The sequence below is a fragment of the Pseudomonas sp. RT6P73 genome (assembly GCF_054897715.1).
In genome coordinates, this window is sequence record NZ_JBUBUV010000002.1 from 1,175,572 (window position 1) to 1,198,391 (window position 22,820).

The window sequence follows — 22,820 nt, forward strand, 5'->3', positions numbered from 1 at the left end:
ATAAATACGTCCCCTTTATTGCCCTTTTTTGCCCCCCCCCTGAGTGGGGATTAAATAAGTCGTATCTTCTTGGTTTTCATCTAAACCTTAAGACTGAAATTGTCCAAATAGATAACATTCGACATAGAACTCTCAATCTCTAATCGTACAATTCCTTCGTGTTTAAAATTCATTTGGTACGCGCGTAGTGGCAGATGGGTTGAAAGCGGTCTTTCACCCAACTTACCGTAAACTCCGTAAAAAACTGCTTTTGCTTTATTTTCCGTGTCGACATCTGTGTACCAGAAATCGACTTCAGAATAGTTTGATTTCAGATCAATCCGAAGAATAGTAACTACACCACTCATAACTAAAGTCTGTCTTTCTAATTGTCCTGGATACGCAAAACGTATCGGATCAATTAAAACTATTCCAGATCCCGAAACGTTAGTAATAACCATGCTACCAATATCAACTGACTTGCCTGGCTGAATAATCAAATTTGGTTGAGCATCAAAATTCTCCTGGGCAGGAGCCACCATTAGCGTCATGGTTCGCTTTTCAGAGATCAGGCCGATACCATAAAGTGCCTTGGTTGTAAAAGTGTGAGGGCCGTTTGTCAGAAGTTTTATTGGCAAAGTCCATTCACTATCGTTTGGGTTAACATCTACAGGTGCGCCAACAGTCGTCGGTCCATCATAGATTTGTACTTTCTGTCTCTTGGCCGCCGTGCCTTTCAACATCACGCTGTTATCGAAGGTGGTTCCAGTGTCAAGAATCTCCTCCCCCCTCGAATCGGTCACAGAGGCAATGACAGGCTTTTCATCCACGGCAACGATCAAGGTCCGATTGTCCGAACTCTGCCCCACCCCATACAATGCCTTGGCGGTAAAGTTGTGAGAACCTACAGCGTTCTCCAATACCCACAATTCCCAGATCCCGGTCGATGCGTTCGCCGTGGTTTCGTCCTTGGAGGTGGTGCCATCGAAAATCTCCACTTCCTGCCCGTTGCTGGCCTTACCAGTCAACTTCACGCTGGTATCAAACGTGACCTCGCCTTCAGGAATCTCAACCCCCTTGGAATCGGTCACAGTGGTGATCTCAGGCTTCACATCATTCAACGCCTTGATCGTATAAGCACGCACCTGAAACGACACCGCGTCATCCTCAACCGGGCTGCCACTTAACCCAGCCTTGAACGATACTTTCAGCACACTCCCGTCTTTAAGATTTTGCAACTCATCGAGCGGAATCGGATGCGTGTAATAGCCCTGGTCGATCCAGCTGGGGTTGGTTTGCGAGCGAGGTGGCTGCCAGAACGTCTGGGAATAGGCGCTGTCGTCGTTGTTGGTGCCTTCCACCCGCAACCAGACGAACTGTTTCAGCGCAATGTACGGCCAGTCGTTTACCCGAATCACGGCGTTAGCCGTCAGCTGGCTGACGTCGAGCTCGGCCCCTTCGCCATTGTTCGCGGCCTGAAGGATCAATGGCTTGACGAGTACGCTGTCCGGCAGCGGCAACACCGATAACGTCAGGGTGGCCGATTGCACTGGGCTGCCGCTGCCGCGAATCACCGTGTACTTCACCGTCACCGTTTTGCCCAGGCTGAAGGCGATCACCGTGGTCACCAACGGAACTTCCTGCGGCCCGAGCGTGACCACCCACCACGCTTCTGTGGTGTGCGAACCCTCGGGGAGCGTGCCGTCAGCACCAGTCCAGATGGCGATTATTTGGTCGCCGATCTGCATGCCGTCATAGTCGACGATGGCTGTGAGATGGGTCTGGGAGTTCAACGGTTCGAGGCGGGTGTCGTCGGCTTCTTTCACTCTCGGCGACTTCAGCTCCAACGCCGTCCCGATCACAAACTCCAACACCTCCGAATAACTCATCTCCTTCTCCGTCGCCCGCCAGATCCGGTAACGCACCGTCACCTTCTTGCCGCGATTCGGCTCAAAGTGATCCCTGACAAACTTGGCATTGAGCGTGAAGTGAACGTCCTTACCCTCCGAGATTCTGGTGATGTCGATCGAGAGCTCTACCTCACCACTGACCTCGCCGGTCACCGTGCAAAACACCTTGTCCCCAGCCTTGGTCGGTCTGACCGCCGGGTTCAGCACGGTCGCTTGGCTGGCGCCGTGGGGCAGTTCCAAGGTCTCCAGCATTCCGTTCTTTTCACCCAACACAATGGCTCTGACCAATTCAGCCAGCTGCTCGCCCACCTCCAGCAGCGCCGCGGGCAGTGACTCGCGCCGCACGATCTCGCCGTTTTGGCCTTCGCTGAGCAGGTTGTACGACAGGACCAGCGTGCCGCCTTCGAGGGTTTCAGGTGTTTGCCGTCCACCGTGATGAAGAAATCTTTCCCGGCCTCGATTTCCTCCTGGCTGAGAAAGTACCACTCCAGCTCAGGGGTATAGGTGCTGGTATCCGGGCGGGTGCCAAACCAGATCAGCTCGATGGCCATGCCCATCTGCATGATCAGGTCGAACGGGATCCGCACGCGGGGGAAAAGCAAATCCGGGTCAACCGCGCCGTTTTGCTCATCTTCGGCACAGGGCGCGGCCAAGCGTTTCGGTTCGCCGATGAAGGTGACGAATTGACCCTTGGACGGCAAGGGCTCGGGTGTGCCGGGGCGTTCCACGTGGTAGGTAAAGATCACCTGGGTTTTCGCCAGTTGGCGCACGTCGGCGTTGGACAGGGTGAATTCGTAGGTATGCGGCAGGTTGTCGATCGTCTGCGGCGGCGCGGTGATTGCCACTGCCTCGCCGTCGACCGTGGTGCCGCGCATTTTCAGGACAATAATGTCGCCCAGCTGGAACTCCGCCTTTTTGGCCCAGACCTGGACCGTGATGGATTGCTCGCCCAGCGCATCGAGGTCAAGGATGTTGTTTCTCGCCTCCTTGACGATCGGCGCGTCCAGCAGATCGGTGCCGGTCATGACCACCAGCCGCGTGGCCTTGCACCAGTCCTCCGAGTAGTTGTGCACCACGTCGCGCACCCGGAAGGTGACCGCCAGCCCGGTGCTGGCGGTGTCGCCGGCCAACAGAATGGTGGCTTCGTCGACGAGGATCTCGATCGGATAATTAACCGAATCACTGATCTGCTCGGCGGTCAACGGCGCGGACTCCACGTACACACCGCCCCAGCTCAGCACGATGACATCGCCCACTGCCGCGTCCGGATACGGCACGCCGGTCCCGGACTCGGCGCGAATGATGACGGATACTCCGTCCTTGGCGATGTCCTTGTCGACGATGCCCTCGACGATCACCGGGTCGATGAACATGAACAAGTTCGAGTGGCTGCCTTCTTCCGGGTCCAGATCCTGGCCGGCGGGGATTTCCAGCTTGGCGTAGAGCTTGAGCGCCGGCGCAAACGTCTCGGGGCCCTGATTGAAACGGGTCACCCGGTAAGCCAGCGTGTGGAACCCCGTCAGCCAATGCTTGGGCGCCACCCACAAAGTCACGCGCTCACCGATTTCGGTGTCTTGCGTGAGGGTGTGCTGGTCGACCACCAGGCCGTTGAACAACAGCTCGACCTTGTCGCCTTTGCCCATCGCCGACCAGACCGGGACGTAGACTTTCAGACCATGGTCGGGAAAGTTGTCCAGGGCGGCTGCCCGATTGATCGCCCGTTCACCGGTGGGTAATGGCTGCTCGGGACTGCCGGGGATTTCCGGTTCTCGCAGCAGCATGGAAACGGAGGGGCGCGGTTGCACGAGCATGGTGATGACTCCTGTCGGATGGGCTGGGCGACGGGGTCATTTAAGGTGTGAAGCGAGGGTGTTGGCTACTGTCAAAAATAACAGGTAGGTGGTTGTTTCCGACCAATGGTCTCGGACGGATAAATAGATTCGTTCGCTTGTCTTTTATCGGATAAAAAAATGCACCCCCTTTTGCTCGCTTCGCTGAACGAGGAGAAATCGCTTTGAGCAACATCCCCGTCGATGTGCCCTGAACGGTTTGATCCTCGGGGATAAAGGTAAAAACATAATCCCCTGAAGCGTTCAAACTTACCTTCACGACAGGCAGGTAACGGCCGGTTTGCTGGAAGTAATCCCTTTGGAAAAACTGAGCGTTGGGTAACCCGTTTGCGGCGACGTAGAAAAAGGCCTCAAGGGGAAGCTGTGTCGGTATGTTCTGCGGCCAGTGGGCGATGATGACCTCGTTGTGTACCCTTTGGTCAGCTTCAGTGAGATGGGAGCGAGCTTCGATGCTCATGGCGAATTGGGCTTGATCGCCTTTCAAACTACATCCGTAATATCGGCTGGTGAGTGAATACATGTGCTTGACCCAGGTTGCGATATCCGCGATGCCCTGTTCATCGCAGGGACGGCTCACCCCGGTTTGACTTGAGTGTTCGTTGCAGCTATTGCTTCGATAGAACGTAGCCCCGTCAAAAGGGAAGGAGCAGCGCAAGGTCAGTGGGTAGGGCGTTGGCGCAGCCAGCTCTTTCATGATCAACCCCTGATTCTTGGCCCAGGCCAGAATGGGGAGATGAATGTCTGCGCGCAGATACGAAAAAGAAACGCCGTCCCGCTCGATGGAGCCATTGCTAGGGTTCCAGGCGTGAAAGTCCGGCGATGCATCAGTGGTGCGTATCAGCACTCCATTGCAGTTGTACGCTGCACTATCCCCACGACACCCCATGGATGTATCGGCATAACGCGCATTAAGCCGCGCCGCGACTTGATAACCGACATACAACTGATCCTGTTGATTGAAACCAAACACCGCATCAGGCGCCTGTTTCAAGTCCATGCGCAGAATCGGCAACCAGTCGCCGGTGGCGGTGAAATAATCGCGCTGATCTTTCTGTGCCCCCAGCAATGAGCCGGTTTGTGTCACGTCATAAAACAGGCCTTGCAGGGGCAACTGTTCGGGCGTTTCAACGTCCCCGATTTTGACTTGCAGCATGTTGGGTCTGGCCGCCCAGTCGGCATCGAGATTTTGATGGGCGATGAGGCTGGACATGAACTGTGCGGGGGCACGACTGCTCAAGGAGCATTGCCCGGTGGGCTCATTGCCCTGTTGCCCGAAGTGCGCGAGCCAGCCTGGTGCGTCAGTCACGCCCAGCGCCGCGCAGGAGCTGACGTCCTGCATGCTTTTGGCTGCCGCGGTCCAGCCACAACCGAAGTCGGGTCGCGTGCTCTGGACCGGGAACTCGAACGGGTAGGCGCAGAGCACCTCCAACGGTTTACCCCAGCCGATGGCGGTGAACTGATCGCTGAACACCGCCCCGTGTTTTTGCGTCAGCGTGCGGGTATCGAGGTCGGCCCGCACATAGGCGAAACTTCGGGCGCCCAGGGTCGTCGAGGGGGCATCGGGTTTCCAGAACTCGTCCGGCCCCAGGCTTGGGATCAGCAATACGCCGCTGCAGAAATAGGCGGGGTTGTCACCGGCGCATTCGGCCGTGGTGTTTTTGTAGCGGCTGTTGAGCAGTTGCGCGACTTCCGGGCCGGTGATGGCTTGAGCGCTTCCTGCAAAGAGCAACAGCCACCACAGAGCATGGAACAACGGCGTCTTTTTCCGCCTTTGATTAATCATCACGTAACGAGCCAGGCAAGAAAGGAATGGCATTGCTCAGCATTGTCATGGTCGTGTCGTCAACGGTTTGATCCTGCGGGTCATAGGAGAAAATTGACCCGGGTGCCGCGCTGAAAAACACTCGAACGATGGGTACAAAACGTCCAGTTTCCAGAAAGTAGTCACGTTGTATGTATCGAGCGCCGGCTACCCCGTCGCCCGCTATATGGGAGGGGGTGTTAATGGTGATGGCTTCCAGCGGCAGCTGTTCGGGATTGTCCGTCGTCCAGGCAGCCATGATGAGTTCATTCCAGCCCAACGGGTCTGTGGCATCGGGGCGTACAGTGGTGGCCAACTGAAACTCTTCAGCATTGGCGTTGAACGCGCAGGTGCGGGTCGGACTGCTTGCATAACGCGCCACCCAGCTCTCTCTGGTCGTAATGCCAAGCTCGTCGCATTGACCGCCATGCGTTCTGCAGATATCCGCCGAACCGCCAGTGCCGGCATCGAAGGGGTACAGGCAACGCACTGTCAATGCTTTGCCGGACGGCGCAAAGGACTCGCGAATGATGAAGCCCTGGGGTTTGTAGACTTTGGTGATCAGCGCGCTATCCCTGATGTAGGTAAACGAAACCCCATTCCCTCTTATGGAGCTATCGCTTGGATTCCAGGAGTGGAAGGCGGGGGAAACATCCGTGGTGCGAATCAAAACACCGGTGCAAAAGTGAGAGGCAGTGTTCCCACGACACGAGGTGGCTTTACCAATGGACCTTGCGTTCAATTCAGCGGCCACCGCATAGCCGACATACAACTGATCCTGCTGATTGAAACCAAACACCGCATCAGGCGCCTGTGTCAGGTTCATGCGCAGGATCGGCAACCAGTCGCCGGTGGCGGTGAAATAATCGCGTTGATCTTTCTGTGCACCCAGCAATGAGCCGGTTTGTGTCACGTCATAAAACAGGCCTTGCAGGGGCAGTTGTCTGGGCGCTTCAACGTCCCCGATTTTGACTTGCAGCAGGGTAGGGCTGGCCGACCAGTCGGCATCGAGATTTTGATGCACGGTCAGGCTGGCCAGGAACTGCGCAGGGTCGCGACTGCTCAAGGAGCATTGCCCGGCGGGTTGATTGCCTTGTTGCCCGAAGTGCGCGAGCCAGCCTGGTGCGTCCGTTACGCCCAGCGCCGTGCAAGAACTGACGTCCTGGGTATTTTTGGCGGCAGCGGTCCAGCCACAACCGAAGTCGGGGCGCGTGCCCTGGACCGGAAAGTCGAACGGATAGACGCAGAGCACCTCCAGCGGTTTGCCCCAGCCGATGGCGGTGAACTGATCGCTGAACACCGCCCCGTGTTTTTGCGTCAGCGTGCGGGTATCGAGGTCGGCCCGCACATAGGCAAAACTTCGGGCGCCCAGGGTCGTCGATGGCGCGTCGGGTGTCCAGAACTCGCCCGGCCCCTGGCTTGGGAGCAGCAATACGCCGCTGCAGAAATAGGCGGGGTTGTCGCCCGCGCATTCGGCCGTGGTGTTTCTGTAGCGGCTGTTGAGCAGTTGCGCGACTTCCGGGCCGGTGATGGCCAGGGTGGTTTGTGCAAACAGCAGCGACACCACCAGAAGACTGAACAGCAATTTGCCTCTACGCATGACCGTTACTCGTCCTGTAATGATCTGGGTGAACGAGGCGTTATGGCGTTGACCAACATGGCCATCGATGTGCCCTGAACGGTCTGATCCTGTGTCTCAAACGTGAAAGGACGCCCGTCGGCGGCGGCGAGGTTCACGCGCACGACAGGCAGGAAACGGGCGGTTTGCTGGAAATAATCGCGTTGTATGAACTGGGCATTAGCTAAACCAGCGGCGTTTTCTGATAGGTAAAAGAAGGCTTCAAGTGGCAGTTGTTTTGGGATGTCTTGGGGCCATGCGGCGATGATTATTTCGTTCCAGTTCAGTTTTGCGGCTGGATTAGTGAAGTGAGAGCGTACGGCGATACTGAGCTGGAACGCGGCCTGGCCCATGCCGAAGGCGCAACTGGAGCCAGGATTGTTGGCGTATTTGGCTTGCCACGCGGCAACGGTCGTCACGCCTAGAGACTCGCAGCTTGCTCGGCAGCTGTCAGGAATGGAGGCTGTCCCTGCATTGGCCGGATAGGAGCAGCGCAGCGTCACCGGATGACTGGCAGGGGCAAACGACTCTTTGAATATAAAGCCCTGAGTACCCGCCAGTTTTGTGGTACCTACATCCGCTCTGACATATGAAAACGAAACACCATTACGACCTTCTGAATTTTCGCTTGGGTTCCAGGCATGAAAACTGGCAGATGCATTCGCGCCCCTTATCAGCACTCCATTGCAATGATCTGCGGATTGTTCGTTCTGGCAGGTCGACGAAGTGTCGGCAAACCGCGCATTCAACCCAGACGCCACTTGATAGCCGATGTACAACTGATCCTGCTGATTAAAACCAAACACCGCATCAGGTGCCTGCGTCAGGTCCATGCGCAGGATCGGCAACCAGTCGCCGGTGGCGCTGAAATAATCGCGCTGATCTTTCTGTGCACCCAGCAATGAGCCGGTTTGTGTCACGTCATAAAACAGACCTTGCAGGGGCAACTGTCTGGGCACTTGAGCGTCGCCGTTTTTGACTTGCAGCAAGGTGGGTCTGGCCGACCAGTCGGCAGCAAGACTTTGGTGGGCGATGAGGCTGGCCATGAACTGCGCGGGGTCACGACTGCTCAAGGAACATTGCCTGGCGGGCTGATTGCCCTGTTGCCCAAAGTGCGTAAGCCAGCCTGGTGCGTCCGTCACGCCCAGCGCCGTGCAAGAACTGACGTCCTGGGTATTTTTGGTGGCAGCAGTCCAGCCACAACCGAAGCCGGGGCGCGTGCCCTGGACCGGGAATTCGAACGGGTAGGCGCAGAGCACATCCAACGGTTTACCCCAACCGATGGCGGTGAACTGATCGCTGAACACCGCACCGTTTTTTTGCGGCAGCGTGCGAGTGTCGAGGTCGGCCCGCACGTAGGCAACACTTCGTGCGCCAAGGGTCGTCGAGGGGGCATCGGGTTTCCAGAACTCGTCCGGCCCCTGGCTTGGGAGCAGCAATACGCCGCTGCAGAAATAGGCGGGGTTGTCACCGGCGCATTCGGCCGTGGTGTTTTTGTAGCGGTTGTTGAGTAGTTGCGCGACTTCCGGGCCGGTGATGGCGTGGCTTGCGCTGCTGACGAGCAGCAACGTAAACAGCAGCTGTCTGGCCCGCGACAGGACAGTCCCCATGACGCTCTCCTTGTGTCAGTGTTTGACTGCGTCGCTCAGGTTTGAGAGACACCGACGATCTGCATGTACAGTTTCATGTCATGTCCTTGGGCGTTGTCATGATCATTCAAACCGTTCAGGTCATAGGCGTAGGCCGTGCCGGCGCCCAGCACGTCGGCCGTCCATACCGGGTAGGGCAACCATCCAAGGTAGGCGGCGACAGTTCCGCCGCTCCATTGGTACAGGCTCCATAGCCGTCTGATCTGCGCGAGGGTGACTGGTTGCAGTTTGGCGACAGTGCAGAGCTCGCTCATGCGGGCCCAATCCGCGCCAAAGCTCAACCATGACAATTCCTGGATCCCCTTAATTATCAGTGTGTAGCTGCGCGCCTGATGTTGGCTGTCGGTGGCGGTAATCGTGCATTCGCCATTGCGCAGCGCAGTGACTTCGCCGGAGTGTTCATCGACGCTGGCAATCTCTGGAAGGCTGCTGCTGTAACGATAGGGCGCTGATCCCCAATTGGCCTCTCTGGTTGTGCGTGCAAACGTGGGCGTCGTCGCGGGTGGTTTACTGACCGACACCACATAGTTTTCTGCACTCAGGTCCAGGCTGGCGTCGCTTTCAAAGTTGCTCTTGAGCTCCAGGTCCAGCACCAGCGATTTTTCACGCGTCCCCTGATAGAACTGCACTTCATAGCGAATCTGCACAATGTTTTCGCTGTCGGCGACAAACTCTTCGGCGGCAACGGTGAACACCACGTCTTTGCCCACGGCACTTGCGCTGATCGGAATGTCGTTGACGTAATGGTCGCCGACGTAGAGGTAGACGTGGTCACGAAAGGCCATGCCGTCATAGGGTTTGATGCGGACCGTTGCACCTTTGTCGGAGACCGTCTCCAGGTCCAGGACTCCGTTGGGCGCTTCGTCCACGGAGGATTTTTGCAGCGTTATTTCGACAGCGGACATAGTGTCACCCTCGGAGAAGTCGACGCTCCTTTCAGAGCGCCGAGAGTGGGGGAGGAGGGAGGAAGGTTATTTTTGCAGGGCTTGCGGCTTCTCGTTCAGCTGCGCCCAACGGCTGGCCGTTAGCGCCCGACCCCGTGACACGGCACTCGCCTGATAAGAGACCTTGCCCCGCAACCGGTCTTGCACCGCGCTGCTGTCGCCGCCGCCGGCAGCGTGGCCCCAGGTCACTACGCGACCATCGGAGGTCAGGGCAATGAAGCCATGGGTGTTGTCGTAGAGCGCACGCACGTTTGTCAACTCGCTGACCACCGGTGTCGTATCGCCCCCCACCGTCGCATCTCCCCACGCCACCACCGTGCCGTTTTTGCGCAAGGCTGCAAACGCCTGAGAGGTACCGACTACCTGGACAATGTCGTCCATCCCAGCGATGTCTGACGGCACCAAACCGCCTTCCGCCGCACGTCCCCATGCCACGACATGACCGTTGGCACGACGTGCCGCGAACGCACGCCAGGTCGAGCTGACTTCAACGATATCCGTCAGGCCCTTAATCAACTCATCAATAGTGCCACCGTAATCGGCGGTGCCCCAGGCCACGACCTGGCCGGTAGCTCGTCTTGCGGTAAAGGCTTGAGCATTGGCACAGCTCAGCTCGATGATGTCGGTCATCGAAGCAATGTCCGCCGGCACTTCTGCGCCGTAAGTTTTGTTGCCCCACGCCACGATCCTGCCGTTGCCGCGATGCGCTGCAAAAGCGCCAAAGCTGCCGATGAGTGTCTTGATGTCCGTGAGCCCGGCGATATCGTCCGGCACGGTTGCACCATTGGCGGCAAGTCCCCAGGCCCTCACATGACCGGTTGCCCTCAGAAGGGCAAACGCCTGCCCGGCGGCGACGACGTCATCGACATCATTCAGCGCAGCGATAGGTGCGGGTACCACGCCTCCATCGGTCGCAACACCCCAGGCAACGACGTGTCCTGTGTCTTTCAAACCGGCGAACACGGTGGCATTACCGACGACCCTGGCAAAACCGAGCGGATCTACGCCAGCCATGCTTCCACCTTCGGTCGCAGTCCCCCACACAACCACCGCGCCATTGACTCGACGCCCGGCATAGGCACTGCGTGTGCAGCTCACTTCAACAATATCGTCCATGGTGATAATGGTTGAAGGGATACTGGCGCCATACGCCGCGTTGCCCCAGCCGACGACGTCACCGACATCGCGATGAGCGACGACAGCCGCCAGGCCGGTGACGGTGGTGTCGATACCGTTACCGATAATGTTCGCCGGATTAAGCGTGATCTGATCATCGGCCGTGCGAACCTGCAGTGGTTCTTGCGGGTGTGTATCGCGCTTGGTGGCGGCGGTCACCCATTCAGTCTCGGAGGGATACTTCCACTGGGCCTGCAGCGGTTGGCCGGTGGTGGCGTTGAATGCGCTGAGTACGCGCGAGGCACTGGACGCCCGGTAAGTGCTGCGGTTGAAGCGCGCGCCCATGACCTTCAGGGTGCCTGAACCAATGACTTTGCGAACGTCGTACACCACAGGATCAGACGGGCCATCCGTACCGCCGATTTTGCGGTTGACGATGTAGGTCAGGGCGATGCTTTTGCCGTCGTTTTCATTGATAAAGGCATGCGGCACTTTGATGGACGCCAACTCTTTGCCGGCCTCTGTCGACAGCACCGTGTGCGGGTATGTCTTGGTGGTTGTACCCTCCACCGTCACGATGATTTCATCATCGGTCTTCAGTTGAGCGGTTGCCTCGATGACGACTGTCGCGCCACTCGGGTAGACATTGTCAGGATTGATCTGGTCTTTCTGCGCGCCTGTTGCTTCCTTGAAGGAGGCGACGGGCAATTTGAACGCTTGTGTCTCTACCCGCAGCTCGTAATCCTCCCCGAGGGCTAAACCACCTTCGAACAGTTCGACCCGATAGCTGATGGTGACCTTCTGGTTCAGGCTGTCTTGAACGGTTTTGAGCGGGACGGTGAACTCGACCGGTTTACCTTTCTCATTACCGGTGATTGCCTTGTCATCGGTGTGCACGACTTTCCCGTCTTCCGATTTCCAGCTCATGTAAAAGTGATCGCCGGCGTTCTCGGGACGATTGGCCGCGATCTCGACGGTGGCCCCGTCCGGCGCATTGACGGGGTCGAGCACGTTATCCCGTGCTTCCTTCACTTTGGCCGGGCTCAGCCGATCATCCTGTGTTTCGCCGATGATCATCTCCAACGGTTTTGCATAACTGAATTTTTTATCCTCCTCACGCCAGATCTTGTAGCGGGCCACCATTTTTTTTCCGCGGTTCGGTTCGATGTGACGGGCTAAAAACGCAGGAGTCAGGGTGAGGGGGATCTCCTTGTCCTTGTTCACGGCATTGATATTGATTGGAAATTCCTCGGTGCCGGTAATCTTACCGTCAAATTCGAAAGTAAAGATATCCCCGGGCTTGGTCGGATTCATTGACCGGGGGGCGGTCGCTTTGCCTGCGCCGCCAGGCAGGTTGTTGGGGTCCCATTTCCCATTCTCTTCACCGAGGATACGCACTTGATCCAGTTCAAACATAGGCTCGCCAACGTTCAACAACGCAGCAAACAGGGATCCCCTCTTTACGATTTCGCTATTTTCGTCCCACAGCAGGTTATAAGACAGCTTCAGCTTGCCACCTTCGAGCATTTTGAGGTGCTTGCCTTCCACCGTGATAAAGAAATTCACACCGGCGTCGATGATGCCCTGGTCCAGAAAGAGCCACTCCAGATTCGGGATGTAGCTGCTGTCGTCCGGGCGGGTACCGAACCAGATCAACTCGATTGCCATGCCCGCTTCGAAGATTGGATCGAAAGGGATCTCGATGCGGGTGTAGGGCAATTCCGGATCGATGGCGTCGTCTTTTACATCTTCAGGAATGGGCGCCGCCAAGTGTTTGGCTTCACCGATGATGCGGACGAACTGCCCCTTTGAGCGAAGCGGTGGCGTGCCGCCGCGCTTCACGCGGTAGGAGATTTTTACCTGGGTTTTTGTGAGTTTTCGGACATCGGCGCTGGACAGCAGGAAATCGTAAGTGTGCGGAAAATTGGTGAGAATTTGTGGCGGTGTAGAAAACTCGAGAGATTCCCCGTCCTGCGTGGTACCGCTTAATGTGACGACTACCTCGTCGCCGGATTGGAAGTCGGGAGTTTTAACCCAGACCTCAATCGTAATATCTTTGTTGCCCTGTTTATTTATATCAAGGACGTTGTTCACCGCGTCCTTAGCGACAGGAGCGCCTAGAAGATTGGTGTCGGTCGACACCTCGATTCGGGTTTCCTTGCACCAGTCCTCCGCATAGTTGCCTACCTGATCGCGAACGATGAAGGTGACCGCCAGTTTGGAATCACCAGTGTCGCCCGCTTCCTCGATGGTGGCTTTATCGATAACGATCTCGATCGGATTGTTTTCCGGGTCGGTGATCTGCCCAGGGGTGAGCGGATCGGACTCCTTGAGCACTCCACCCCAGCTCAATCGGATGACATCGCCCACCGCCGCGTTCGGATAAGGAATGCCGGTGCCGGTTCTGGCTCGAATGGTGACGGTTACCCCTTCCTCGGCGATGTCCTTGTCTACCCCGCCATTGACGATTTCCGGTGCGATGAACATGTACAGGTTCGAGTGATTGCCTTCTTCATCCTCCGTGTCCTGGCCCGCAGGAATCTCCATTTTGGCGTAGAGCTTAAGCGGCGGGGAGAAGGTCTCGGCGCCCTGATTGAACCGGGTGACCCGGTAAGCCAGCGTGTGGGAACCCGTCAGCCAATGGCGTGGCGGCACCCATAACGTCACGCGTTCGCCCACCTCGGTTGCTTGCGTGATGGTGTGTTGATCCACCACGCCGTCATTGAACAACAGCTCGACCTTGTCGCCGATCCCCATGGCCGCCCAAGCCAATATGTAGACCTGCAAGCCCTTTTCCGGGTGTACACCCAACGCGGCGGCACGGTTGATGCCCCATTCGCCAGAAGGCAGCTGTTGTTGTGTGCGATCAGGGATTTCTGGCTCCAGCAGGACAAGCGTGGAGCGAGCACGAGCGGGTTGGACGAGCATGGCGATGACTCCAGTCGAGGGGGTTGGGCGACGGATTCATTTAAGGTGTTGAGCAATGCGGTTGGCTACTGTCAGAAATAACAGGTAAGCCCTGATTTCCGACAAGCGGTCATGCTGTGTCGGGATTGAATTTGTGTCGGACTACATCGGTTCCGGCGGCCCGATCAACCGTCCCATCACCCCAAACAACCCCAATTCCCGAATCACCTCCAGCTCCCCCTTGGTCTCGACCATCTCAGCAATCAACGGCAAATCAATGCTGTTGGTCGCCCGGTAAATCGCATCGATAAACAGCCGCTTGTCACGCTGCTCATCAATGTGACGGATGTACGCCCCATCGATTTTCAAATACGCCAATCCCAGCTGCGTCAGGTTGCCGATCTGGCTGAAGCTGCCGCCAAAGTGCTGCAAACCGATGCGGTAGCCGGTGTCGAGCAGGCTGTGGCTCAGGCGCTGTAATTCTTCCGGCGGCGGCAGTTGGCGTTCGTCGATTTCCAGTGTCAGCAGGGGCGCCAGTTCGGGCAGTGATTCGAGCATGTCGATGATTTGCTTCAGCTGCGTTTGATCGCGCAAGGTGCTGCCGGACAGGCTTAGTGCCAAGGGCCAACGGTTGACGACAAGGTAGTCGAGGGTGGCTTCGAGCATCGCCAGGTCGAACCGTGCCGACCAGCCGAGACGCTCGATCCACGGCAGGAAATGCCCGGCGGCAATCGCCTCGCCCTGCGGGTCGAGCAGGCGCGCGAGGACTTTGTGGTGCAGCACCTGGCTGGTGTCGGCGCATTGCACGACGGGTTGGAAATACAGCTGCATTTTGCCGTGGGTCAGCGCATCGTCGATCCAGGTGCGCCAGTCGTGCTGGGTGTGGTTCATCGAGGTATCTGAACGAGCCAGATGCACCCACGGCCGCTCGGGATGTTGCTGAGCCTGGGCGAGCGCTTGATCGAGGCGCAACAGGACGTTGCTGGCGGGTTCGCCGGGCTGATAGGCAACCACACCCAGGTGCGCCACCGGCATGCAATCGCTGGCGCCGGTCAGGCGCAGATTTTCCAGCGTGGCGCTGATTTCCGAGGCGAGGCGGGCCGCTTCGGTGCTGTCCAGGCCCGGTGTCAGCAGGCTGAATTCGCCACCACGATTGCGCGCCGCCAGCCAGGTGCGCCGTTCCGGCATTTGCGTCAGACGCTTGAGCAAGTCGCCGACGGCGCTGATCAGCCCATCGGTGCGCTGACCGCCCAGGCGTTGGTTGAGGCCGATCAGGTCGTTGATCCGTAGCATCATCAGATGCCCGTCGCTGCTTTGCTCGGAGACCAGCAGATGGTCGGCCAGTTGTTCATCCAGCAAGCGTCGATTGGCCAGGCCCGTGAGGCTGTCCTGATAGGACTCGGCGCGCAGTTTTTCGCTGCGCGTGGCCTCTTCGGAGAATAGTGCCTGGAGCTTTTCGACCATCTGGTTCATGGCCAGCACCACACGTCTCAATTCAGGTGTCCTTGGCAGTTTTGGCAGGCTCAGAAACTCGCGTTTGCTGATGGCTTCGGCCTGTCTGACCATCTTGTCGAGTGGACGCAGTTGTCGACGTAGCAACCATCCACCGAACACGGTGCTGAGCAGTCCGCAGATCAACAGCCAGATCAGGCTGCCGAGTGTGCTGTCCCAGAGTTTGGCCAGGGCGAACTGCGGATTGCTCAGCACTTCGACCCGCGCGACTTGTTCCCAGCCGCGCATGATCAGCGCATCGCCACCTTCCGGACGCAGGTTGACCAGACTCACAAACCAGCTGGGCACGCCTTCGATTTGCGCCGGTGTACTGCGCTCCACCAGCAATTTTGCATCAACGATATTGACGACGCGGATGCTGCGGAAATAGCCGCTGTCGAAAATCGAGCTGACCATCAATTCGGTCATCGCCGGGTCGTCGATTTGCGCGGTCAGCGACAGGCCCAGCGCGGTGGCGGCGTCCTGGGCGTGGGAGCGCAACTGGCCGAGCATCTGTTCGCGAGAGCTTTCCAGGCTGACAAAAAAACTGCCACTGAAGGCCACCAGCAAGAACAGGCAAATGGCGAGAAACAACTGTTTGCGCAGTGACATAAAACGCTCCTTGCGATGGCGGCTAGCCTTCGCCCACGGCGAACCCTTCGGCTTGCATCTTTTTCAACACGTCCTGCCAACGCGACAGTTTTTTCGAGTCGCTGCTGCGTTTGCCGCCATTGGTGCCCGGCAAGTACAGGCCTTCGGCGTTGAAGGCGTAGACCGGCAACAGGTCTTTGCGCTGGGAGGCGGGGCGGATCTCGCCGATCAGGTTGTCGAGCACCAGCGGTTCGGCCGTCGGGCTGCTGTAGAAGGTCAGCACCATGTGAGCCTGGTTCTGGTTCAGGGCTTTGACGTAGGTGATGCGCAGCTTTTCGCTGGGAATCCCGAGTTGGCGCAGGCTGAAATATTTCGCCAGGGCGTAGTCTTCGCAGTCGGCGGCGCCCTTGATCAGCGATTCTTCTGGCGTGGCCCAGTAATCGGTCTGACGCCAGATGCGCGTGTCGTCCTGAAAACTCAGCTGTTGATTGAAAAAGCGATTGACCGCGTTCAGTTGCTCGCGCTCGGGTTGGTTGAGTTCGCCTTTGAGCATTTGATTCCAGGCCTCGATTCTTCCTTGAGCGGGGCCGAGCGGGCCGTAGCGCTTTTCGGCAATTTGCAGGATCTGCGCAAAGTCCCAGTCGGCCCAGACACTGCCCAGCCCCGTCAGCAGAAAACTGGCCAACAGCAGCCATCCGCCGAGCCGAAGTCGGAGCGTTGACCCTCCTGGACTACGCCGGCGACGGGACATGTCTGGCTGCTCGGGTGCAGATGACTGAAGTCTAGGCGGTGTTTTCAGCGAGGCAGGACAAATTGTCGGGGCACGTGGACCTGTAGCAGCTGGCGAAGCCTGCGTTCGGCTGCGAAGCAGTCGTAAACCCTGAATCCCGGGTTTAACTGAAAGACCGCGGTGCCTGATTTCACGACTGCTGCGCAGCCGAACGCAGGCTTCGCCAGCTGCTACAAGGGACCGTGATGGTTTCAGGACTTGCGCAGGGTTTTCTGTTTGAGGATGTAGATCGTCACCAGCACCGCGCTGGTCAGCATGAACCCCCGCGCCCACAGCAGGGGCACCAGGTAGCAGGAGAACAGGATGCTCACCCACATCAGGCCGATCGCGTAGACCTTGCCCTTGAGCGGTATGCCGTTGCCGTCGAGGTAGTCGCGAATCCACGGGCCAAGTCGTGGATGCCCCACCAGCCACTGATAAAAGCGTGGCGAACTGCGGGCGAAGCAGGCGGCCGCCAACAGCAGGAAAGGCGTGGTGGGCAACACTGGCAGAAAAATCCCGATCACCCCCAGCGCTACGCTCAGCCAGCCGATGGCCAGCAGCACGTAACGCAACATCAGGGAGCGGTTGCCTATGGGGTTGTCCATAGGCAAAACCTTAGTGGTGACGTGGCTTGAGGATCGCCGGTTTTTCGTCTGGCGCCTGGCACAGCAGGTACAGCGCAGTCAGGGCTTCCGGGATCTGCACGATCATGTCGTCCATCAGGTTGGCGTCTTTGGCGATGTCTTCGAACTCAGGCTGTTCGTCGAACAGACCCGAACCGACCATGATCGGCAGCAGCATTTCGCTGACTTCGTCTTCGGCGGTTTCGAACCAGGCCGCTTCGCGCAGGAACACGCCTTCCATGAAACCGATGCACCAGCCGCGCAGGTCGGAATCGTCCGGCTCTTCGCCCAGGTCCAGGTCGCAAGGCAGCTCGAACTCTTCATCGGACGCCAGTTGGCGCGCGATGTGAGCCTTGAGGGCCAGCAGGGTGGATTCGATCGCTTCACGCTCGGTGTCGTCGGCGTAATGCGGCTCTTCGGCGAAGAGGGCGTCGATCCATTCACGATCCGGAACTTCTTCGGAGCAGATCGAAAGCGCAGTGAGGTAGCCGTGGGCGGCCACGTAGTCCAGCGCCTCGTCATGCAGTTCGTCGGCGTCGAGGAAGACTTGCAAACGGGTTAGTTGCTCAGCGAAGGACATTAAAGGGCTACCTTGGGGAATTAACAGATGCGGGAATTCTAGGCCTTCTTGAGCGCTCAGGCCAGCCGCGCGGCATATTTGCCCCCCTGGGACCTCGCAAACACCGCAATCCCTGTGGGAGCGAGCCTGCTCGCGATGAGGCCGGTACATCCAATACGTTTATCGCCTGACACGCCGCCATCGCGAGCAGGCTCGCTCCCACAGGTTTTGCGGTGCATTGACGTTCGTGTGTCTTCTCAGCGGTGCCCTTTGGCGGGCAGGCCTCGGGTATACTCGCGCGTTTTGTGATGCCCTGCTGGCGTCATGGCTGGAATGTGAAGCGTCATGCAATGCGCACTTACGATTTGTCAGTGCAGCCTGTGTGGTTCTGAACCAGCCTTGCAGGGATGTTTTTGTGATTTTTGGAGTTTTTATGCTCGAACAGGCTCAACGCGTCCTCAAGGACATCTTCGGCTACGACAGTTTCCGTGGCCGCCAGGGTGCAATCATTGAGCGCGTGGCCAGTGGCGGCGACGCCCTGGTGCTGATGCCTACCGGTGGCGGCAAATCCTTGTGCTTCCAGGTCCCGGCGCTGCTGCGCGAAGGCCTGGCGGTGGTGGTGTCGCCGCTGATCGCGCTGATGGACGATCAGGTCGCGACCCTCGAAGAGCTCGGCGTCGCTGCCGCCGCATTGAACTCCACGCTGAGCGCCGAGCAGCAGCGCGATCTGGCGGCACGGATCAAACGCGGCGAAGTGAAAATGCTGTATCTGGCGCCCGAGCGTCTGGTCCAGCCACGGATGCTGGCCTTCCTGCAAAGTCTTGAAATCGCCCTGTTCGCCATCGACGAAGCGCATTGCGTGTCCCAATGGGGTCATGACTTCCGCCGTGAATACCTGCAACTGGGCCAGTTGGCGGAACTGTTCCCCAACGTCCCGCGCATTGCCCTGACGGCCACGGCCGACAAGCGCACCCGCGAAGAAATCGTCGATCGTCTGCATCTGCAGAACGCCGAGCGCTTCCTGTCGAGTTTCGACCGTCCAAACATTTTCTACCGCATCGTGCCCAAGGAGCAGCCGCGCAAGCAATTGCTGGCGTTCCTCGCCGAGCGGCGCAGTGATGCCGGCATTGTCTATTGCCTGTCGCGCAAGAAAGTCGACGAAGTCGCGGTGTTCCTCAGCGAGCAAGGCTTCCCGGCGCTGCCGTACCACGCCGGTTTGCCCAACGATACCCGGGCCCATCACCAGAAGCGCTTCCTCAACGAGGAAGGCCTGATCATGGTCGCCACCGTGGCGTTCGGCATGGGCATCGACAAGCCCAACGTGCGCTTTGTCGCTCACCTCGATTTGCCGAAATCCCTTGAGGCGTACTACCAGGAAACCGGTCGCGGCGGCCGTGATGGCTTGCCGGCGGATGCCTGGATGGCTTACGGCCTGCAAGACGTGGTGATGCTCAAGCAGATGCTGCAAAACTCAGAAGGCGACGAGCGCCACAAACGTCTGGAGCAGCACAAGCTCGACGCCATGCTCTCGCTCTGTGAAGAAACCCGCTGCCGTCGGCAAACCCTGCTGGCCTACTTCGACGAAGACATGCCTGAGCCGTGCGGCCATTGCGACAACTGCGTCGATGGCGTGCAAACCTGGGACGCCACCGAGCCGGCCCGTCAGGCGCTCTCGGCGATTTACCGCACCGGCCAGCGTTATGGCGTGGGACATCTGGTGGACGTGCTGCTGGGCAAGGACAACGAAAAGGTCCGCAGCTTTGGCCATCAACATTTGTCGGTGTACGGCGTAGGCAAGGCAATGGGCGAGAGTGAATGGCGCTCCCTGTTTCGCCAGTTGGTGGCCCGAGGTCTGGCCGACATTGACCTCGAAGGCTACGGCGGCCTGCGCCTGAGCGACACGTGCCGGCCGCTGCTCAAGGGCGAAGTGACCCTGGAACTGCGCCGCGACCTCAAGCCGCAAACCACCGCCAAAAGCAGCAAGAGCCAGGCGAGCCAACTGGTTCGCGGCGAGGAACGCGAACAGTGGGAAGCCTTGCGCGCCTTGCGTCGCAAACTCGCCGAAGAACACGGGGTGCCTCCATACGTCATCTTCCCCGACTCGACACTGCTGGAAATGCTCCGCAGCCAGCCGACCTCGCTGGCGGAAATGGCCACGGTCAGCGGCGTCGGCGCGCGCAAGCTCGAACGTTATGGCGAGGCCTTCCTCGAAGTGCTGGGCGGACAGGTCGAGGCACCGAAAGTCGTCGCCGATGTGCGCCACGAGCTGATCACCCTGGCTCGCGCAGGCATGACGCCAATGCAGATCGCCGGTCAGCTGCAATGCTCGGAAAAGAATGTCTACACCATGCTCGCCGAAGCGATCGGCAAGCAGCAGTTGTCGCTGGAGCAAGCGCTGGACCTGCCCGAAGAGTTGATGGGTGAGGTCCAGGATGCCTTCCTGGATGGCGAGGGCGAGTTGCCGCCGGTGGCGGAGATTGCCGCGCTGTTTGCCGGGCGAGTGCCGGAAGGTGTCCTGTATTGTGTTCGAGCGGCACTGCAATCCGAATTTGAGGTTTAAATGACTTGTTACAGTGATGTAACGATTCACTACAGACCGAACCTTGCCTCAAGCCAAACGCCATGCTTAGCTGACTAATAATTAGTTTTTCTCTATTTCAGTCTAATCATGAGTGTTTTATGCCGTTAACCGATCAACACCGTTTTGGCATGCAACTGGCCCAGATGTCCCGCGGCTGGCGTGCCGAACTGGATCGCCGTCTGGCTGGCCTGGGTCTGTCCCAGGCACGCTGGCTGGTGCTGCTGCACCTGGCGCGCTTTGAAGAAGCACCGACCCAACGTGAACTGGCGCAAAGCGTCGGCGTCGAAGGGCCGACCCTGGCCCGGTTGCTCGACAGCCTGGAAACCCAGGGCCTGGTCCAGCGCCAATCGGTGCTGGAAGACCGCCGGGCGAAAAAAATCGTCCTCTGTGCCCCGGCCCGTCCTCTGATCGAACAAATTGAAACCATTGCCCATCAACTGCGCCGCGAACTGTTCGACGGCGTCGACGAGGCGGATTTAAAGATCTGCATGCGTGTCCACGGGCACATTCTGGCTAACCTGGAAAAATCTTGAGGCATAACCGCGCGTCAGCTTTTTGAGATACCCCGTTGGGCAGACTATAAAGAACTACTAGGCAATATCGTGTTCGTACCGGATGTGCGAACGCGTACAAGTTGGTTCTGGTTATCTAAGGGATGCTCATGCTCGAGAGTTGGCACGTTGTATTGCGGTGTTGCGCCAGGCTGCTACTGGTCGGTGGTGCTGTCACTTACTCGGCATTGGCCCCTGCGCTGGGATTGGGCGAGATTACCCTTCATTCCGCGTTGAATCAGCCGTTGCGTGCCGACATCGCCTTGCAGGATGTCGGTGGGCTGGAGGAGGGCGAGCTCTCGGTCAGCCTGGCGACGGCGGAAGAATTCACCCGCTCCGGCGTCGATCGGGTGTTCTTCCTCAACGACCTGAAGTTCACGCCGGTCCTGCGGGGCAACCGCAGCCTGATCCGGGTGACCTCCAACAAACCGGTCAATGAACCCTTCCTGAATTTCCTGGTGCAGCTCAATCAGCCCAACGGCCGTTTGCTGCGCGAGTACACGGTGCTGATCGATCCACCGGGTTCACCGGGGATCGTACCGGTCGATGACGAACCCGTCGCCAGCCCACAAAACTCTCCATTCCCGAGTGTCAAACCGGCCACTGCACCGGCACCCGCGGCGAAGAAACCCGCGCCAGCGCCTGCCGCCGTTCAGCCTGCTGCGCCTGTGCCCGATCCTGTTGCCGAACAACTGGCCGCCAGCGTGCTGCAAAACCAGCAGCTGCAAAAAACCATCGATGAGCTGAATACGAAGCTTCAGGTACAGGACGAGCAGATCGCTGGCCAGAAAAAACAGGTGACCGAGCTGCAAACCCAACTGGCGGAGGTCGAACAGCCGCCGCCGGTAGCGGTAACGCCTGCCCCCGTCGTCGTTGAAGAACCCGAAGCTAGCCATTGGCCGCTGATCATCGGCTTACTGGCGCTGATCGCTTTGGTGCTGCTGGGGCTGTTTGTTCGACGTCAACGACAGCAGCTTCAGGCATTGCCTGAGTCTTCGCCCGTTGCACCTGCGCGACAGGAGCCGATGCTTGATCGTCCGGCGCGACCGTCGGTGCAACAACCCATAATGAAAGCCGTTGCCGAACATGGTGAAGAAACGCCAACGGGCGATGTGCTGGAAGGGGTCGGTATTTACCTGGCCTATGGCCGTTTTTCCGAAGCAGTCGGCTTGTTGCGAGAAGCGTTGGCCAAGGAACCGCAGCGCACGGATCTGGCCATGCAACTGCTGGAAGTCCTGGGTAAACAAGGCGACGTACCGGCCTATGACGCACAGGAAAAAAGCCTGCGTGACGATGGGTTCGACGTACAGAAGCTTCAGGACATCCGTGCCCGCCACCCGAAACTGAGCAATGCGGCACCGATTGCAGCCGCAGCAGTCATTACCCCCGTGCAAGAAGCAGCACCTGCCGACGAGTTCCAGTTGAACCTGGATGACCTATCCATGGACTCCAGCTGGGACCTGGTCAGCCCTTTCGACAAGGCTAAATCTTCAGACGAATCACCTAAAGCTGTAGAGCCCGCGTTCACCTCAAACCTGCACGTGTTGCCCCATGTAATCGAGGTGTCTGAAGAGCCGACGTTGGACGAACCGGAGCTTGAGTGGGTTGCAGAACCGGATTCCCAGTCACTGGATGACGACTTTCTCGACGAATTCAGCGATGCCGGCCCTACGCTGGAACTTGAACCCCTTAGCCTGGAGCCGGCCGAGTCAACCAGCGCCGACAAACTGGAACAAGCCCAAACCTGCATCGATGACGGCGATCTGGACAACGCCATCGAACTGCTCAACGAGTTGCTGAAGGAAGGCGATGAGCCGCTCAAGCAGACCGCCCGGAGCCTGTTGGCCGGAATCCGCTGAGCCTCTACTATAGCGGCGC

Annotated in this window: 13 protein-coding genes; 3 read left to right on the forward strand and 10 right to left on the reverse strand. The window is 58.4% G+C overall.

What is annotated here, in order from left to right; genetic code table 11:
* Positions 1-80 precede the first annotated feature (80 nt).
* The 10 genes from ACYZT6_RS05835 to ACYZT6_RS05880 all read right to left on the reverse strand — a co-directional run bounded on the left by ACYZT6_RS05835 (position 81) and on the right by ACYZT6_RS05880 (position 17,831).
* A complete protein-coding gene (locus tag ACYZT6_RS05835) occupies positions 81-2,234 on the reverse strand; it encodes a hypothetical protein (RefSeq protein WP_462026108.1) in 2,154 nt (717 codons plus the stop codon).
* A 1,506-nt stretch (positions 2,235-3,740) separates the two neighbouring features.
* Positions 3,741-5,522: a hypothetical protein gene (locus ACYZT6_RS05840; protein WP_462029910.1), complete on the reverse strand. Its 1,782-nt coding sequence runs from the start codon at positions 5,520-5,522 to the stop codon at positions 3,741-3,743.
* Positions 5,515-7,140, reverse strand: a complete 1,626-nt coding sequence (locus tag ACYZT6_RS05845) for a hypothetical protein (RefSeq protein WP_462026109.1) — start codon at positions 7,138-7,140, stop codon at positions 5,515-5,517. Before ACYZT6_RS05845 ends, ACYZT6_RS05840 begins: the two co-directional genes overlap by 8 nt.
* Before the next feature lie 5 nt (positions 7,141-7,145).
* Positions 7,146-8,768 (reverse strand): hypothetical protein, encoded by a 1,623-nt coding sequence (locus tag ACYZT6_RS05850; RefSeq protein ID WP_462026110.1) that lies wholly within the window; start codon positions 8,766-8,768, stop codon positions 7,146-7,148.
* Positions 8,769-8,803: 35 nt separating this feature from the next.
* Positions 8,804-9,712 (reverse strand): Ig-like domain-containing protein, encoded by a 909-nt coding sequence (locus tag ACYZT6_RS05855; RefSeq protein WP_462026111.1) that lies wholly within the window; start codon positions 9,710-9,712, stop codon positions 8,804-8,806.
* 66 nt (positions 9,713-9,778) lie between these two features.
* Positions 9,779-13,795 (reverse strand): RCC1 domain-containing protein, encoded by a 4,017-nt coding sequence (locus tag ACYZT6_RS05860; RefSeq protein WP_462026112.1) that lies wholly within the window; start codon positions 13,793-13,795, stop codon positions 9,779-9,781.
* A gap of 141 nt (positions 13,796-13,936) precedes the next feature.
* Positions 13,937-15,877, reverse strand: a complete 1,941-nt coding sequence (lapD, locus tag ACYZT6_RS05865; protein WP_462026113.1) for a cyclic di-GMP receptor LapD — start codon at positions 15,875-15,877, stop codon at positions 13,937-13,939.
* A 22-nt stretch (positions 15,878-15,899) separates the two neighbouring features.
* The gene (lapG, locus tag ACYZT6_RS05870; RefSeq protein WP_462026114.1) at positions 15,900-16,607 is read right to left on the reverse strand and encodes a cysteine protease LapG; all 708 of its coding nucleotides are present in this window, start codon (positions 16,605-16,607) and stop codon (positions 15,900-15,902) included.
* A 230-nt stretch (positions 16,608-16,837) separates the two neighbouring features.
* Positions 16,838-17,233 (reverse strand): YbaN family protein, encoded by a 396-nt coding sequence (locus tag ACYZT6_RS05875; protein WP_462026115.1) that lies wholly within the window; start codon positions 17,231-17,233, stop codon positions 16,838-16,840.
* Positions 17,234-17,243: 10 nt separating this feature from the next.
* The gene (locus ACYZT6_RS05880) at positions 17,244-17,831 is read right to left on the reverse strand and encodes a UPF0149 family protein (RefSeq protein WP_010461974.1); all 588 of its coding nucleotides are present in this window, start codon (positions 17,829-17,831) and stop codon (positions 17,244-17,246) included.
* Positions 17,832-18,243: 412 nt separating this feature from the next.
* Here ACYZT6_RS05880 and recQ point away from each other — a divergent pair, with 412 nt between their 5' ends.
* The 3 genes from recQ to ACYZT6_RS05895 all read left to right on the forward strand — a co-directional run bounded on the left by recQ (position 18,244) and on the right by ACYZT6_RS05895 (position 22,801).
* Complete coding sequence (recQ, locus tag ACYZT6_RS05885; RefSeq protein ID WP_462026116.1) at positions 18,244-20,370, forward strand: DNA helicase RecQ; 2,127 nt, start codon at positions 18,244-18,246, stop codon at positions 20,368-20,370.
* Between the two features lie 119 nt (positions 20,371-20,489).
* The gene (locus tag ACYZT6_RS05890) at positions 20,490-20,924 is read left to right on the forward strand and encodes a MarR family transcriptional regulator (protein ID WP_462026117.1); all 435 of its coding nucleotides are present in this window, start codon (positions 20,490-20,492) and stop codon (positions 20,922-20,924) included.
* A gap of 128 nt (positions 20,925-21,052) precedes the next feature.
* Positions 21,053-22,801 (forward strand): FimV/HubP family polar landmark protein, encoded by a 1,749-nt coding sequence (locus ACYZT6_RS05895; RefSeq protein WP_462026118.1) that lies wholly within the window; start codon positions 21,053-21,055, stop codon positions 22,799-22,801.
* Positions 22,802-22,820: the final 19 nt, after the last annotated feature.